The organism is Comamonas sp. Tr-654 (assembly GCF_011752915.1).
Lineage (GTDB): Bacteria > Pseudomonadota > Gammaproteobacteria > Burkholderiales > Burkholderiaceae_C > Comamonas.
Genome location: NZ_VWWQ01000003.1, coordinates 515,668 through 529,895, shown reverse-complemented (window position 1 = coordinate 529,895; position 14,228 = coordinate 515,668). Strand labels below are relative to the sequence as shown.

Annotated in this window: 14 protein-coding genes; 9 read left to right on the top strand and 5 right to left on the bottom strand. The window is 62.4% G+C overall.

The window, feature by feature from the left end; genetic code table 11:
• The 5 genes from F3J24_RS12105 to F3J24_RS12085 all read right to left on the bottom strand — a co-directional run bounded on the left by F3J24_RS12105 (position 1) and on the right by F3J24_RS12085 (position 8,309).
• Positions 1 to 2,745 carry a tetratricopeptide repeat protein gene (locus tag F3J24_RS12105; protein ID WP_167006350.1) on the bottom strand — a complete coding sequence of 915 codons (2,745 nt, stop codon included), beginning with the start codon at positions 2,743 to 2,745 and terminating at the stop codon, positions 1 to 3.
• A gap of 10 nt (positions 2,746 to 2,755) precedes the next feature.
• Positions 2,756 to 4,978, bottom strand: a complete 2,223-nt coding sequence (gene nrfB, locus F3J24_RS12100; protein WP_167006347.1) for a cyclic di-3',5'-guanylate-activated glycosyltransferase NrfB — start codon at positions 4,976 to 4,978, stop codon at positions 2,756 to 2,758.
• Positions 4,965 to 6,146 (bottom strand): non-hydrolyzing UDP-N-acetylglucosamine 2-epimerase, encoded by a 1,182-nt coding sequence (gene wecB / locus F3J24_RS12095; protein WP_167006344.1) that lies wholly within the window; start codon positions 6,144 to 6,146, stop codon positions 4,965 to 4,967. The genes nrfB and wecB overlap by 14 nt, the downstream gene beginning before the upstream one ends.
• 164 nt (positions 6,147 to 6,310) lie before the next feature.
• Complete coding sequence (glmM, locus tag F3J24_RS12090; RefSeq protein ID WP_167007014.1) at positions 6,311 to 7,645, bottom strand: phosphoglucosamine mutase; 1,335 nt, start codon at positions 7,643 to 7,645, stop codon at positions 6,311 to 6,313.
• A gap of 100 nt (positions 7,646 to 7,745) precedes the next feature.
• Complete coding sequence (locus tag F3J24_RS12085; RefSeq protein ID WP_205244723.1) at positions 7,746 to 8,309, bottom strand: hypothetical protein; 564 nt, start codon at positions 8,307 to 8,309, stop codon at positions 7,746 to 7,748.
• A 77-nt stretch (positions 8,310 to 8,386) separates the two neighbouring features.
• Between F3J24_RS12085 and hisF the strand changes: the two genes are divergently transcribed.
• The 9 genes from hisF (at position 8,387) to tatC (ending at position 14,122) form a co-directional block, all read left to right on the top strand.
• On the top strand, positions 8,387 to 9,187 hold the full coding sequence (gene hisF, locus F3J24_RS12080) for an imidazole glycerol phosphate synthase subunit HisF (protein WP_167006338.1): 801 nt from the start codon (positions 8,387 to 8,389) through the stop codon (positions 9,185 to 9,187).
• Positions 9,188 to 9,253: 66 nt separating this feature from the next.
• Positions 9,254 to 9,685, top strand: coding sequence for a phosphoribosyl-AMP cyclohydrolase (hisI, locus tag F3J24_RS12075; RefSeq protein ID WP_255498891.1), 432 nt, complete (start codon positions 9,254 to 9,256; stop codon positions 9,683 to 9,685).
• A gap of 4 nt (positions 9,686 to 9,689) precedes the next feature.
• Positions 9,690 to 10,085 carry a phosphoribosyl-ATP diphosphatase gene (locus F3J24_RS12070; RefSeq protein ID WP_003058603.1) on the top strand — a complete coding sequence of 132 codons (396 nt, stop codon included), beginning with the start codon at positions 9,690 to 9,692 and terminating at the stop codon, positions 10,083 to 10,085.
• A gap of 13 nt (positions 10,086 to 10,098) precedes the next feature.
• On the top strand, positions 10,099 to 10,497 hold the full coding sequence (locus F3J24_RS12065) for a hypothetical protein (RefSeq protein ID WP_003058601.1): 399 nt from the start codon (positions 10,099 to 10,101) through the stop codon (positions 10,495 to 10,497).
• Positions 10,498 to 10,740: 243 nt separating this feature from the next.
• On the top strand, positions 10,741 to 11,784 hold the full coding sequence (locus tag F3J24_RS12060) for a patatin-like phospholipase family protein (protein ID WP_167006335.1): 1,044 nt from the start codon (positions 10,741 to 10,743) through the stop codon (positions 11,782 to 11,784).
• A 98-nt stretch (positions 11,785 to 11,882) separates the two neighbouring features.
• Positions 11,883 to 12,251, top strand: coding sequence for a histidine triad nucleotide-binding protein (locus F3J24_RS12055; protein WP_167006332.1), 369 nt, complete (start codon positions 11,883 to 11,885; stop codon positions 12,249 to 12,251).
• A 121-nt stretch (positions 12,252 to 12,372) separates the two neighbouring features.
• Positions 12,373 to 12,609, top strand: a complete 237-nt coding sequence (gene tatA, locus F3J24_RS12050) for a Sec-independent protein translocase subunit TatA (RefSeq protein ID WP_003058595.1) — start codon at positions 12,373 to 12,375, stop codon at positions 12,607 to 12,609.
• 22 nt (positions 12,610 to 12,631) lie between these two features.
• A complete protein-coding gene (gene tatB / locus F3J24_RS12045) occupies positions 12,632 to 13,153 on the top strand; it encodes a Sec-independent protein translocase protein TatB (RefSeq protein WP_167006329.1) in 522 nt (173 codons plus the stop codon).
• 156 nt (positions 13,154 to 13,309) lie between these two features.
• On the top strand, positions 13,310 to 14,122 hold the full coding sequence (gene tatC / locus F3J24_RS12040; protein ID WP_034348270.1) for a twin-arginine translocase subunit TatC: 813 nt from the start codon (positions 13,310 to 13,312) through the stop codon (positions 14,120 to 14,122).
• Positions 14,123 to 14,228: the final 106 nt, after the last annotated feature.

The window sequence follows — 14,228 nt, the reverse complement described above, 5'->3', positions numbered from 1 at the left end:
TCAAAATACCAAGGCGGCACGTAGAAACACGCCTTTCCCTCGTTCGTCCCCGGCAAGCCGGGCGCGATACTGCAGGGAGAGGTCGAGGTAGGAGCGAGGAGCATGGTCACGGTCCTCGCGGAACCAGAAACGCATGTTCACACCAACGCCAGCGCCTACTGAGCTTTGCTTGCCCGAGGCTGCGCGTTCAGAGTTGTAATCAGCGCCCAGGACTGCGTGCGGAAACAGCACCAGTCTCGAGTCGCCCCCCCCCATACGGAAACTGCGCCCTGCTTGGGCTTCGAATGTCGCGTAGTTTTGCTTGCGATGAATAAAACGGCCCACTTCGGTGTACACATTGACGGTGTTCCAGCTGGGCACATCGACGCGCAGGTCGGTGCCCATGCCGCCCGAATACCCCATGCGCAGCAACCAGTCGTTGCTGGACAGCGAGCCGATGCGCACGCGCCGTTCGACTGCGAGTATGAGGTTGTGATCGCTTAGCGGCTTGGCACGAATGCCGAGGGCACCCTGGGTGGTTTCGCCGCCGGTGGGTACATCGTGGCGGCTGTAGACGGTTTGCGCCGCGCCGCCGTACAGCTCCCAGAAGCGGCCGTCGCCGAACTTCTGCGGGCGCCAGTACACCTCGCTGACGAGCTGGGCCACGTCGCCATACAGGCCAGGCTGGGCACCGGCTGCACCCAGGGAAATGCCCCGATAGCCCAGCAAGGTGTTGACACCCCAGGAGCGGTCCCGGTCGGAGACTTCGCGCCGCGTTTCATATTGCTGCTGCGGTGTCATGTCCAGCTTGCCTTCATGGACCGCGCTGATCGCCTGTTTGAAGTAACCTATGGACTGCTCGTTCTCGGCCAGCCTGCTGGCCGTGTAGGCGCCGTCGCGCAGCGCCGTGTCAGGCAGGCGGCCCTGGTCCCGTGCTCGGTTGAAAATGGACAGGGCGCGGCGATCATCGCCCACGCGGATGGCCATATAGGCCAGATCGGGATTGGCGCTCTGCTGCAGCTCGGGCTCCGCCGAGGTGGCCTGGGCAAAACGTGCTGCAGCCTCCTCGCGCCGTCCCAGTTGCAGCAGCAGATCCACCTCGCTGGACAGAGACAGGCCGCCCATTTGCAAGGCTGTCTGTGCATCGGCATTGGCCGCCTCGGTCATGCCCTGCTCGCGACGCAGACGGCTGCGCAGGGCCAGCACTTCGACGGCATCGGGTTGCAGCTGCAGGGTTTGATCGGCTTCTTCAAGCGCCTGGGTCTTCTGGCCTGCAGCCAGCAAGGCCTGCAGACGCAACTGGCGATAGGGCAGATGCCTGGGGTTGAGTTGGATGGCGGCAGCGGCCTTGTCTGCCGCCAGCGCATATTGCCCATTGCCATAGGCTTGATAGGCCTCCTGTGCGACCTTGTAGGCTGGGTCCGGCGCTTCCTGTCCGGGCCAGATTTCGCAGCCGGGTACATCGCCGGCGCTGAAGCAGTTGACCAGGGGCAAGGGCAGCTCGTAGCTGCGTGCGAGGGTTGATGAGCGCAGGGCCTTGAGCTGCTCGCGGCGGCTGCCGACATCGGCATTGCTATCCTTCTCCAGCGCTTGTACCAACTGCTGAGCTCGTTCTGTCTGGCCGGCTGCCAGCGCTGCATCCAGGGCAATCACACCGTAGTTCTGCCGTTCGGACCGCGACAGATGGGGGGCGGCAAGCGCTGCGTCGAAGGCCTGTTCGGAGGCCATGCCGCGACCTTGGACATGCAGGGCCACGCCCTGCAGTACCTGCAGCGCAGGGTCAGGCTGCAGCGCCAGCCCTTGTTCCGCCACGCGCTGAGCCTGGTCGGCCTGCCCATCCTGAAGCAGCAGGCCCAGCAGTTGCAGGCGCGGTGCCAGCGCCTGCGGTGCCAGACGCACGCTGGACTCGGCATGGCGCAGGGCCTTGGCCATGTCACCTTGCTCGCGGGCCTGCAAGGCTTGCTCGAAAGGGCGCAGGGCCTGGCGCTGGCGTATGGAGGTACGCAGCATCTGCCAATCGGCGTCTGACTGCAGCTGTTTCACGTTGTCCAGTCTTGCTGCACGGGCCTCGGCCTCGTCAAAGCGTCCGTTCTCCACCAGCAGATAGACCAGCAGGCGCTGGTAGTCCAGACGCGCCGGAGCCGCCGCTACGGCTTGCCTGGCCAGAGGCAAGGCAGCGGCGAAGTCGCGTCGCTCGGTGGCGGCATAGGCCTGGCTGGCCTTGGCGTAGCCGGAGGGCATGGCTGGTGGAGCAGGGCTCCTGCGCGGGCGCTGCGGGGTGTCCACAGCCGGTGCCGCAGGCTGCGCTGTCGTGGCTGCGGCAGGCGCTGCAGCGCCGGGTGCCTTGGGCGCTTCCTGGGCCAAGGGGGCCGGTACGGCCTGAGGTTCGGGTTGTCCGGCCGGTACGGCGCCCTGATGCATATCGCGCAGGGCCTGGGCCAGACGCGCATCGCCGGGGTGACGCTGAAGCTGGGCCTTCAATACGGCTTCAGCCTGTGCGGGTTGGCCAAAGCGGCGATGGGCTGCAGCCAGCTGCAGGGCGATCTCGGTGTTCTCCGGTGCCAGGCGCTGAGCCTGCTGCAGCTCGGAGATGGCGCGCTGGCCATCGCCGCGCGCCATGGCCTCATACGCCTTGTCGATCCGGGGATAGACCTGAAAGCGCTGTCTGGGGCTGATATCCGGACCTAGATCCACTACCTGCGCCATTCCATCGTAAGGGGTGGCACATGCAAGGGAAAGAACCAGAATGGGGCGAGAAAGCTTCATAAATGGGTACCTAGGCAGCAACGGAGACGATCGGGGCGGCATCAAGGCGGCGCAGAAGCTGCGCCATGGTGACCTGCAACTGTTGTTGCAGTCGCAAAGCTTCATCCAGTGTGGCCTGCGTCAACGCTCCCTGGTTCACCAGGAACAGACCCAGGCTGTCATCGCTTTGCTCATGCCTGAGCAGCAAGGCATTCAGCACGGCCGTATCGATGCGGCCCAGGGCTTGCAGCACTTCGCCCAGCATCAGCTGTCGCGATACATAGAGTTTCCACAGCTCTTTCGCCTGTTCGGGGGAGACGCGCTTGCGCTCCACGGCCCAGGCAAGCAGTTCGCGAGCCGGCTCCCCATGCTGTCTTGCATACAGACGCCGCAGCTCGACCGTGACCTCTCCCTTGGGGGCAATGAGATAGCGCACAGGCCTCTCGAGCTTGCGCTCAAGGGCTGCGTGCGAGACCGGGTCTATGACCGACTCGCTGGCCAGGACCAGCGTCTTTCCCTCCTCACGCAGCGGCACCACGCTGTAATGCAGTGCCAGATGTGCCGGCAGCAGCGCCGCGATCTCGTCGGGGATCAGGCTCTCTCCCAGGAACTCCCAGGAAACCCCGGCCTGCTGGGCCACTGCGGCGGCCAGCTGTGCGGTGCTGATCAGGTCCTTGTGCACCAACGCACTGCCCAGACGCAGGCCCGGAGTGGGGCGCACCAGGGCCTCCTGCAACTGGCTCTCGGTCAGGGTGCCTTGCGCGATCAGTATCTGCCCCAGGGGCTGGCGCAGTCGGGGTCCCTCTCCGAGCATGGGAAAGTCATGGTCGGTCTTGGCCCAGGCCATGCGCCGGATATCCTTGGCCTGCATCGCCTGGGCGATGGCCCGCCAGTTGGCCAGAAAGTTCACCAGATTGCCCCATAGCAGGCGCGGAAGCGACATCAGTCCCTGGACGATGCCGTAGTAGCTGGTGACGAAGAACATGCGCTGGGCAATGCGGTTGAGCATCAGCACGAAGTTCGCGGCCAGCAGCGCATACAGCCACCAGTCACCTTGGAAGATGGAGAGAAACCGGTAGCTGTCCGGTACCAGGCGCTGGTAGAGCCAGATGGCAATCAGCTGCATTGCCAGCAGCATGGCCAGGAAGCTGGCGAAATTGGTCAGAGCTCCCTTGCGGTCGCGCCACAGGAAATAGTTCAGCACGCCGCTATTGGTCCAGCGCAGGGTCTTGAAGCCCTGGATCACGATGCCGGTGATCCAGCGGGATTTCTGTCGCACCGCCGCATTCAGCGTATCGGGGAAGAACTCCCGCACGCAGATGACGCTGGCTTCGCGCGCGCTGCGCCCGGGTCGGCGTGGCTGGTCGGGATCGGCGGGCTGGTCCGCATCGTGCACGGGAAAGCGCACGAAGATCTCGCGCATGCCCAACTGCTTGAGCCGGAAGCCGATGTCGTAGTCCTCGGTCAGGCTCTGGGTGTCGAAGGCCACGCCGTCACCGAGCTCCAGCAGTGCCGTGATGGCGCGGCGGCTGAAGCAGGTGCCGACGCCGGCGCTGGGCACCTGGCCCACCATGGCCTCGCGCACCACGATGTCCTTGGCGTGCAGCTCGGCAAACTCGTCCAGGTAATGCCCGCCGGTGAATTCGCGCAGAGGTCGCTCCAGAGGGTAGACCGGCAGCTGGATCAGATCCTTGCGATCCACGAGGAAATTGAACAGCCTCAGCTCCAGCTTGGACAGCACGTCTTCCGAGTCATGCAGGATGAAGCCCGCAAACTCGATGCCCGAGCGCTGCTCGAACTGGAAGATGGCATCAAGCACGTTGTTGAGGCAGTCGGCCTTGCTGGTCGGCCCGGGGCGCGCGCAGACCACGCTGTGCACATTCGGGAAATGGGCTCTGACCTGCTCCACGTCGGCATGGGTCTGGGGATCGTTGGGGTAGGTGCCGATGAAGATATGGTAGTTCTCGTAGTCCAGTGTGGTGGCCGCGAGCTGCGCCATCTTGCCGATCACGCCATGCTCCTGCCAGGCGGGCACCATGATGGCCAGCGGCTTCTCGTCCACCCCCATCAAGGCCTTGTAATTCATATGCTCATGGCGCGAGTACACGGTCAGAGCACGCCAGGCGCGCCGCACCCAGTAAAAGAGGTCGATGAACAGGTCGTCCAGTCCGCTGATGAAGATCACTACCGCAATGACGATGGCGATGCTCTTGAGCACATAGAGGTAGGCGGTGAACAGGTCAAGCCAGGACATGGGGCGTCCTTTCTGCGGCTTGCTGCGCCATGCCGGCCTGGTCGGGTCTCAGCATCCGCTGCAGTCTTTTTTCGGTGCGCTGCGCAGCAGTTCCGTCGCCGAACGGGTTGGAGCTGGCCTGCATGCTGGCATAGGCGGCATCGTCATGCATCAGCTGGCGCACGGACTGCACAATCTTGCTCCTGTCGGCACCGACCAAGGCGGCGCAGCCGGCCTCCAGCACCTCGGGGCGCTCGGTTTCATCGCGCAACACCAGCACCGGCACCTTGAAGGTGGGCGCCTCCTCCTGCAGCCCGCCGGAATCGGTCAGCACCACCCAGGCGTCGGCCAGGGCCTGCTGCATGGCCAGATAGTCCAGAGGCTCCGTCAGCTTGATATTGGGCAGTCCGCCCAGCAGCCGATGGACGGGCTCCTTGACCACCGGATTGAGGTGGACCGGGAACAGCACCGGCACCTGGGGGAACTCGCGCGCGATATCGGCAATAGCTTCGCACACATGGTCCACATCGGGGCCCCAGTTCTCACGCCGGTGCATGGTGACCAGGATATGGCCCCGGCCCTGCATGCGGCGATGGATGTGGTGATGCTGGCTGGCCCATAGCTGGGCATCGACGACAGTGTTGCCTGTCAGTTCGATATTTTCCGTGGCCACGTTTTCGCGCTCCAGCGCCTGCTGGGCTCTGAGCGTGGGGGCCAGATGCAGGCTGGCAATGCGCCCTATCATCTGCCGCAGACCTTCCTCGGGAAAAGGGCGGTGCAGGTTGTAGGTGCGCAGGCCGGCCTCGACATGGACGACCGGCACCTTGCGGTAGAAGCCGGCCAATGCTCCCTGGAAAGCACTCTCGGTGTCGCCCTGCACGATCACCGCCTCGCAGGCCGTTTCCATCAGCACGGATTCCAGTTGCGTGCGGCAGCCGGTGGCGAACTCCAGCAGCGAGCTGCCCTGTCTTTGCAGCACATGATCGGGCTGGATATGGAAGCAGTCCAGCATCTGAGCGGCCATATCGCCATGCTGGCCTGTGTGCAGCCAGATGGGCCTGGCCCATTGCGACTGCTTCAAGGCGTGGTAGACGGGGGCCAGTTTGATGATTTCGGGCCTGGTCCCGGACACGATGAGCAACTGTGCGATATCTGGCTGTGCGCGAAGGGTCCCGGAGTCCTGATTCATGGCGTTCTCCCTTTGAGTCAATCGGTAACAGACGTTTTCCATTCGTACCTGCTCAAAAATCATCTTTCACGCATTGCTTCGGGTATGTCAGCCAGTTCCTCGTGCTGGCTGCGATTGGATCCGGCTTTCTCCATGGCATGAGCGCAGCCGTCGCGTCGGTGGGATTAACCATCCCTGGCTGCGGAGACCAGTCGTTCGGCGCAGCGGCTGGCCTGATCGCCGTCCTGTGCCTCCACCATCACATGCAGCACCGGCTCCGTGCCGCTGTGGCGCACCAGCACCCTTCCGGTGGAGCCCAGCTCCGCCTCGACCTGTGCCTGCACCCGCGTCAGCAAGGCATTGCTGTGCCAATCGCGCTCCGGCGGCAGGTGCACATTGAGCAATGCCTGGGGGTAGAGCTGCACCGGCAACAGCCATTGCGACAACGTGCGGCCGGTGCGCACGCAGGCTTGCAATATCTGCAGCGCGTTGACCAGACCATCGCCCGTGCTGTGCCGGTCAAGGATCAGCAGATGACCAGAGCCCTCGCCGCCGAAGGTCCAGCCCCGGCGGCTGAGTTCCTCGAGCACGTAGCGGTCACCGACCTTGGTACGCATGAAATCCACATCCAGCAGCTCGAAGGCCTGCTCCACGGCCATATTCGTCATCAGCGTGCCGACGGCACCCGCAATGCTCTCCTCATGCTCCAGGCGGTCCGCGACGACCAGGTACAGCAACTCGTCCCCGTTGTAGAGCCGCCCGGCCGCATCCACGACCAGCAGGCGATCGGCATCGCCATCTAAAGCGATGCCGAAATCCGCACCGCAACCCGAGACGGTGGTGGCCAGTAGTTCAGGGTGAGCGGCTCCTGCGCCCTGGTTGATATTCAGACCATTGGGAGCGCAGCCGATGGCCACCACCTCGGCCCCGAGTTCATGAAAGACCATGGGCGCTATCTGATAGGCCGCGCCATGGCCTGCATCGACCACGATCTTCAGTCCACGCAAGGTGAACGCATGGTCGCAGGTGCTCTTGCAGAACTCGATGTAGCGGCCTGCGGCGTCATCGAGGACCTGCGTTTTTCCAAGTGCGATCGCCGACACCCAGTGCGGCTCGTCGAGCAGCATTTGCTCGACGGCCACTTCCCAGACATAGGGCAGCTTGGTGCCTTTGGCGCTGAAGAACTTGATGCCGTTGTCTTCGAAGGTGTTGTGGCTGGCGCTGATCACCACCCCCAGACTGGCCCGCAAGGCGCGTGTGAGGTAGGCCACGCCCGGTGTGGGCAGCGTGCCGGCCAGCATCACATTCACACCCGCGGAATTGAAGCCCGACACCAGCGCGCTTTCGAGCATATGGCCCGAGATGCGCGTGTCCTTGCCAATCAGCACCGTCGGGCACTCTTCACTGCGGTGAAGCATCCGCCCGACCACATGGGCCAGGTGCAGGGCGAAGTCCGGCGTAATCGGGAAGTACCCAGCCCGCCCACGAATTCCGTCGGAACCGAAATATTGGCGTCTCATATCCATGATGATCACCTGCGCTTGAGTACGGTCATCGAGCGGGATGGCATTTCGATTCCGCCCATTGATTCAGAGGAATGTGGATTTGAAAATATTAAAACTATTGATTTATTTTTTTCATAGTTTCACTAATAAAAACAATCCGAACAAGAACGCTGCGTGAAAAATAACATCTTTTTACGTTATGTATATTTGGAAGCAAATTTTGGTTTTTATTTACATTATTCAGGGTATCCCTGCCAGGACCTGAAATGGCTTGCAATGAAGCTAGGCGTGGCCTGGCGAGGGTTTTCAAGGTCCTGGCAGCTGCAGCGTCCTGCCGCATGGCTGCCGTCCATGGTCGGTCACAGGTTTCTGTTTTCGGGCTGCCCGGCCACGGACGATGGCCCCATGCCCGACAGTTAATAAGCGCTGGCGTGCTGGTTTCGATAAGAAACAAAGGCTGAAAGTCCTGAATCCTGAATCCGGCTCTGGATTTTCTGTTACTCAATTGGAAGCAGCAGGAATCGGTGAATCCCTTTGCCTCTGGCCGGTTTTTGAACCTGAGTGTTTCCAATCGTTCAGCAAATTGCTGGCGATCGGGCGGCGATGCAATGGTGCGGGCCCGCTTGCCGACCTGGACGGCTTGCGCGTTGTGCAATGCCGGAACGTCAGGGCTGCACAAGGGGATGGATGTCCAGGGCGGAGGCGGGGCCGTGGTATCTTTGGCCCCCTTGTTCCTAGATATTCCGAGACTTGTCCATGCTTGCCAAACGCATCATTCCCTGCCTTGACGTGACCGGCGGCCGCGTGGTCAAGGGCGTCAATTTTCTGGAGCTGCGTGATGCGGGCGACCCGGTGGAGATTGCTGCGCGCTACAACGCCCAAGGTGCGGACGAGCTGACTTTTCTGGACATCACGGCCACCAGCGATGGCCGTGACCTGATCCTGCCCATCATCGAGGCCGTGGCTTCGCAGGTCTTCATTCCGTTGACCGTGGGTGGTGGCGTGCGCAGTGTGGAAGATGTGCGCCGGCTGCTCAATGCCGGAGCCGACAAGACCAGCTTCAATTCCGCCGCCATTGCCAGCCCTGACACCATCAATGCCTGCAGCGACAAGTACGGCGCGCAATGCATCGTGGTGGCCATCGACGCCAAGCGGCGCACGCCCGAGGACGAGCAGCGCATCGGCCCCGGCGGCACGCCCATGGGGCCGGGCTGGGATGTATACAGCCACGGCGGCCGCAAGAACGTGGGGCTGGATGTGGTGCGTTGGGCTGAGGAGATGGCCAGGCGCGGTGCCGGCGAGATCCTGCTGACCAGCATGGACAAGGACGGCACCAAGAGCGGCTTCGATCTGAAGCTCACGCGTGCCGTGGCCGATGCCGTGGCCGTGCCCGTGATCGCCTCGGGCGGTGTCGGCAATCTGGAAGATCTGGCCGATGGCGTGACCATTGGCGGTGCCGATGCCGTGCTGGCCGCCAGCATCTTCCACTACGGCGAGTACACCGTGCAGCAGGCCAAGGAATGTATGCGCGCACGCGGCATTCCCGTGCGTCTATAAGATTATTTTGAGAGCGGCTTGCGCAGGGTACAAGCGGCTTTCCATATGTTTTGTGGTTGAAATCGGCTGCTAGCCTGCGCTGGCCGCTATACAAAACAAAGGTCTGCAATGAGCTGGCTCGATCAAGTCAAATGGGATGCGCAGGGGCTGGTGCCCGTTATTGCGCAGGAGCAAAGCAGCGGCGACGTGGTCATGTTCGCCTGGATGAACCGCGAGGCACTGGAGAAGACCGCCGAGCTGGGGCGCGCCGTTTACTTCAGCCGCTCGCGCAACAAGCTGTGGTTCAAGGGCGAGGAGTCCGGCCATGTGCAGACCGTGCACGAGATGCGCATCGACTGCGACAACGACGTGGTTTTGCTCAAGATCACGCAAGAGGGGCATGATCCCGGTATCGCCTGCCATACCGGTCGCCACTCCTGCTTCTACAGCGTGTTCAAGGACGGACAGTGGCTTGCTGTCGATCCGGTCTTGAAAGATCCTGCTTCCATCTACAAATAAAGTCATGTCTGAACAAAACACCGCGTCGGTCGAGGGCGCACTGGCCCGTCTGGCCGCCGTGATCGAAAGCCGCAAGGTCGCCAATGGTGGTGACCCCGAAAAAAGCTATGTCGCGCGTCTGCTGCACAAGGGGCCCGACGCCTTTCTGAAGAAGATCGGCGAAGAGGCCACCGAAGTCGTGATGGCCGCCAAGGATGTCGATCATGGCGCGGACAAGGGCAAGATCCTCTATGAAGTGGCGGATCTGTGGTTTCACTCCATGATTGCGCTGTCGCACTACGGATTGACGCCCGCAGAGGTGGTGGCCGAGCTGGAGCGCCGCGAGGGCACCAGCGGTCTGGAGGAAAAAGCACTGCGCAAGGCCCAGGAACGCGCTGCTCAGGAAGGGGCGGCCAAGTAATAAGGAGGCACGAATGAATGACGATCGCGACATCATCGATGTAGGCCCCGGCGGCTCTGCCGAGGTCGAGGGCCTGAAGGCCTGGGGCTGGGTCAGCTATCTGCTGCACCTGATCGTGGCCGTGGCCGCGGTGCTGCCGGGCGCGCAGGTCAGCGTGCTGCTGTTGCTGATTGCGGTTGTCATCGATCTGGTCAAGCGCGACGATGCGCGCGGCACCTGGCAGGAGAGCCATTTTTCCTGGCGCCTGCGCAGCGTGCTCTGGGCCATCGTGCTCTATGCGGTGACCTTCCCGTTCTTCCTGCTGGGTCTCTTGATCTTCAACCCCGCCTGGGTGCTGATCTCCATCTGGTTCCTCTACCGTATCGTCAGCGGCATGATCGCCATGAACAAGAATCGCGCGATCCGCTCCTGAGCCGGTTTTGCCCGACAGCTAAGCCCCCGCTTTACGGCCGGGGCTTTTTTGTTTTTGCAAGTGGTTTTGCTGCACTGCAACAGATTCGGGTCGGCAGGCTGACACGGGTGCCGGGCCTGTGCAATGCTCGCAGTGCTGGATAAGCTGCGGAAATTGTGCAGATTCGCTAGTTGTGTTCGCTGTGCGTTCGTAGCGACAGTTCCAAGCCCTTACCTGGTTCCTCAACCTTCACAGGATCGTGCCATGGCTGCAGAGACTTCCCACACCCTCAACCTGGCCCTGCAGGGCGGGGGATCGCATGGCGCGCTGACCTGGGGCGTGCTGGATGCCTTGCTCGACGATGACGGACTGATCTTCGAAGGCATCAGCGGCACCAGTGCCGGTGCCATGAATGCCGTGGCGCTGGCCCATGGCTTCGCGCAGGCGGCCGCGCAGGAAAAGAATCTGGACGATGCCCGTTACCTCGGGCGTCAGTTGGCGCGCCAGTCTCTGCGCGAGCTGTGGGAGGGCGTGGGCACCATGGGCAGCGTGGGCAAAATGTTCTGGGCCGCACCGCTGCCGGGCAGCAAGCAGTTCATGGGTGTGCTCAACCAGTTTCTGTCGCCCTATCAGACCAATCCGCTCAATATCAACCCGCTGCGCCAGCTGCTCACCCGGGTGGTGGATTTCGAGACGCTGGCCCATCCCGCTCATCCTGGCGTGGTGCCCAAGCTCTTCATCTGCGCCACCAACGTGCGCACGGGCGGCGGCAAGATCTTCAAGGGCGAGCAGGTGACGGCAGACGCCATCATGGCCTCGGCCTGCCTGCCGCAGCTGTTCAAGGCGGTGGAGATTGACGGAGAGTGCTACTGGGATGGCGGGTTCTCTGGCAATCCGGCCCTGTATCCGCTGATCTACGAGACCCGCAGCCGGGACATCCTGCTGGTGCAGATCAATCCCAAGGAGTCCGATGTCTCGCCCGATACGGCTCGCGAGATCATGGACCGCATGAACGAGATCACCTTCAACGCCAGCTTGCTGGCCGAGTTGCGGGCCATTGAGTTCGTGGTCAAGCTGCTGGAGCAAAAGCGTCTGGACCCCGAGCGCTACAAGCATGTGCTGATGCACCGCATCGATGGCGGCTCGGTGCTCAAGCCCTTTGGTGCCTCGAGCAAGGTGCGCGCAGACATGGGCATGGTGCGCAAGCTGTTCGAGCTGGGCCGCGAGCGCGGTCAGCAATGGCTGCAGCTCAACCGCGAGCACCTTGGCGTCAAGCAGACACTGCGATTCAACGAGAATAGGGGATAGCCTCCGCAGGGGGCGACGCCGTTGCCTGCTTTCTGGCCTCCCGGGCCATGGGCTGGGCAGGGCGTTCGGAGTACTGAACCGTAGAGATACCAGAGACCATGCACGACCACGATTACGACGCCAATTGCATTTTCTGCCGCATCGCCAAGGGGGAGATTCCTTCGCGCAAGGTCTATGAAGACGAGGAGCTGTTCGCCTTCCATGACATCCACCCCGGTGCGCCCGTGCACTTTCTGGTGGTTCCCAAGAAGCACATCCCCTCCATGGCCCAGGTCGGCGCCGAGGATGCGCCCCTGCTGGGCCGCATGATGGCGCTGGCACCCAAACTGGCGCTGGAGCAGGGCTGCAACCCTTATCCCGATGGCGGTTTCCGCATCGTGGTCAACACCGGCAGCGAAGGCGGCCAGGAAGTGCACCATCTGCACCTGCATGTCATGGGCGGCCCGCGCCCCTGGCTCAAGGGCTGATCAGACGATGGACCAAGCCTGTGCACGGCGATAGAGCTGTGCGCTGCAGGCTTTTTGGGTGATTGATTCGTATCTGTCACAAGCCCCGTCTAAAATGGTTTGCAATTTCTAGGAGATTCTCATGGGCTCGTTTTCTATCTGGCACTGGGCGATCGTGCTGCTCATCGTGGTTCTGGTGTTCGGCACCAAGAAGCTCAAGAACATCGGCTCCGACCTGGGCGGCGCCGTCAAGGGCTTCAAGGACGGCATGAAGGACGGCGCGACTGACGCCGACGCCAACGCTGCGACCGGCCAGGTGGCCAACCAGCAGGCTGCCGAAAAGGCCACCATCGACGTGGAAGCCAAGCAAAAGAGCTGATCGCGGCAGGACTCACATCTAGATGTTTGATATTGGCCTGTCCAAAATGGCGCTGATCGGTGCCGTGGCCCTGGTGGTCATCGGTCCCGAGAAGCTGCCGCGCGTGGCCCGCATGGTGGGCACCTTGCTTGGCAGGGCACAGCGCTATGTGTCCGACGTCAAGGCCGAGGTCAACCGCTCCATGGAGCTCGATGAGCTGCGCAAGATGAAGGACACGGTCGAGACTGCCGCGCGGGACGTGGAGTCCAGCATGCGCAATCAGGCCTCCGATCTTGAAAAGGACTGGAGCGATGCGACCAAGGACCTGCGCGACGACTCGAACATGACTTCGGCTTCGTCCTTCGGCTCCTATGACGCAGAAGGTGGCTACACCGGTCTGGATACGCACAGCAGCGTGGTGCCCAGCTATCGCCATCCGCGCAAGAACTGGCGCATCAAGCGTGGTGCCGTACCCCAGTGGTACAAGGCCCGTGCCGGGGTACGCAGCAAGGTCCAGTCGGGTGCGGCACGCGTGGCGCGCTTTCGCCCCAAGAAGTTCCATTGAACATGCAGCTCAGCAGCCTGCCGACCGCAAGGTCGGCCATGGCCGACCCCAGTGGGCCGGCTTGGCTGCCCGCATGTCGCTCTTTGCCCGTGATTCACGGGCGTTGTTGTTTCTCAAGCGTGTGGAGCCGATCGGGCTCCGACGCGGTTTTGCACCATGTCCGAACCCTCTAAAGAAGACGAACTCGCCGGCACGGAGCAGCCGTTTGTCCAGCACCTGATGGAGCTGCGTGATCGCCTGCTCTACAGCCTGTATGGCGTTTTGATCGGCGTCGGGCTGCTGATGTTCTGGCCGGGCCCCGACGGCCTGATCGACTTCATCGCCCTGCCCATCAAGGAGCACATGCCGCCCGGCGCCAAGCTGATTGCGGTGGGCGTTTTCTCGCCTTTCTTCGTGCCGCTCAAGGTGTTGATGATGGTGGCCGTGCTGCTGGCGCTGCCCTGGATCATGTACCAGATCTGGGCCTTTGTTGCGCCGGGCCTGTACAGCCACGAGAAGAAGTTCGCCCTGCCGCTGATCATGTTCGGCAGCCTGCTGGCCTATGCCGGCATTGCCTTCGTACAGTTCTTTGTGCTGGGCAATATGTTCAAGTTCATCCAGCACTTCACGCCGGCCAGCGTGGCGGCAACGCCCGACATCGCCTCGTACGTGGAAGCGATTCTCTCGCTCTACATTGCATTTGCTGCGGCCTTTCAGGTGCCCATCGTGGTGATGCTGCTGGTGCGCTTCGGGCTGGTGGAGATTGAGAAGCTCAAGGCCTTCCGCGGCTATTTCGTGGTGCTGGCCTTTGTGATTGCTGCTGTCATCACGCCGCCCGATGTGATCTCTCAGCTGGCCCTGGCCTTGCCCATGTGCCTGCTCTACGAGATCGGCATTCTGGGAGCCGGCTGGTTCAGCCGGGTATCGCGTGCGCCCGATGCCGAAGAAGGCACAGGCACGGAAGTGGAGAAATCCACGGACGGCCACTGATCTTCGTCCCCGACTCCCGGCAAAGCCCTTGAAGCGATTCAAGGGCTTTTGTTTTGATAGCTTCAGGCGCTTTGCCTGTAAGCGCTTGAGCGGTATTTCCTGATGA

Excerpts from the sequence above, each read along its gene's own strand:
- F3J24_RS12105 (WP_167006350.1), bottom strand. The coding sequence starts at position 2,745 with ATGAAGCTTTCTCGCCCCATTCTGGTTCTTTCCCTTGCATGTGCCACC.
- nrfB (WP_167006347.1), bottom strand. The coding sequence starts at position 4,978 with ATGTCCTGGCTTGACCTGTTCACCGCCTACCTCTATGTGCTCAAGAGC.
- wecB (WP_167006344.1), bottom strand. The coding sequence starts at position 6,146 with ATGAATCAGGACTCCGGGACCCTTCGCGCACAGCCAGATATCGCACAG.
- glmM (WP_167007014.1), bottom strand. The coding sequence starts at position 7,645 with ATGAGACGCCAATATTTCGGTTCCGACGGAATTCGTGGGCGGGCTGGG.
- hisF (WP_167006338.1), top strand. The coding sequence starts at position 8,387 with ATGCTTGCCAAACGCATCATTCCCTGCCTTGACGTGACCGGCGGCCGC.
- F3J24_RS12070 (WP_003058603.1), top strand. The coding sequence starts at position 9,690 with ATGTCTGAACAAAACACCGCGTCGGTCGAGGGCGCACTGGCCCGTCTG.
- F3J24_RS12065 (WP_003058601.1), top strand. The coding sequence starts at position 10,099 with ATGAATGACGATCGCGACATCATCGATGTAGGCCCCGGCGGCTCTGCC.
- F3J24_RS12060 (WP_167006335.1), top strand. The coding sequence starts at position 10,741 with ATGGCTGCAGAGACTTCCCACACCCTCAACCTGGCCCTGCAGGGCGGG.
- F3J24_RS12055 (WP_167006332.1), top strand. The coding sequence starts at position 11,883 with ATGCACGACCACGATTACGACGCCAATTGCATTTTCTGCCGCATCGCC.
- tatA (WP_003058595.1), top strand. The coding sequence starts at position 12,373 with ATGGGCTCGTTTTCTATCTGGCACTGGGCGATCGTGCTGCTCATCGTG.
- tatB (WP_167006329.1), top strand. The coding sequence starts at position 12,632 with ATGTTTGATATTGGCCTGTCCAAAATGGCGCTGATCGGTGCCGTGGCC.
- tatC (WP_034348270.1), top strand. The coding sequence starts at position 13,310 with ATGTCCGAACCCTCTAAAGAAGACGAACTCGCCGGCACGGAGCAGCCG.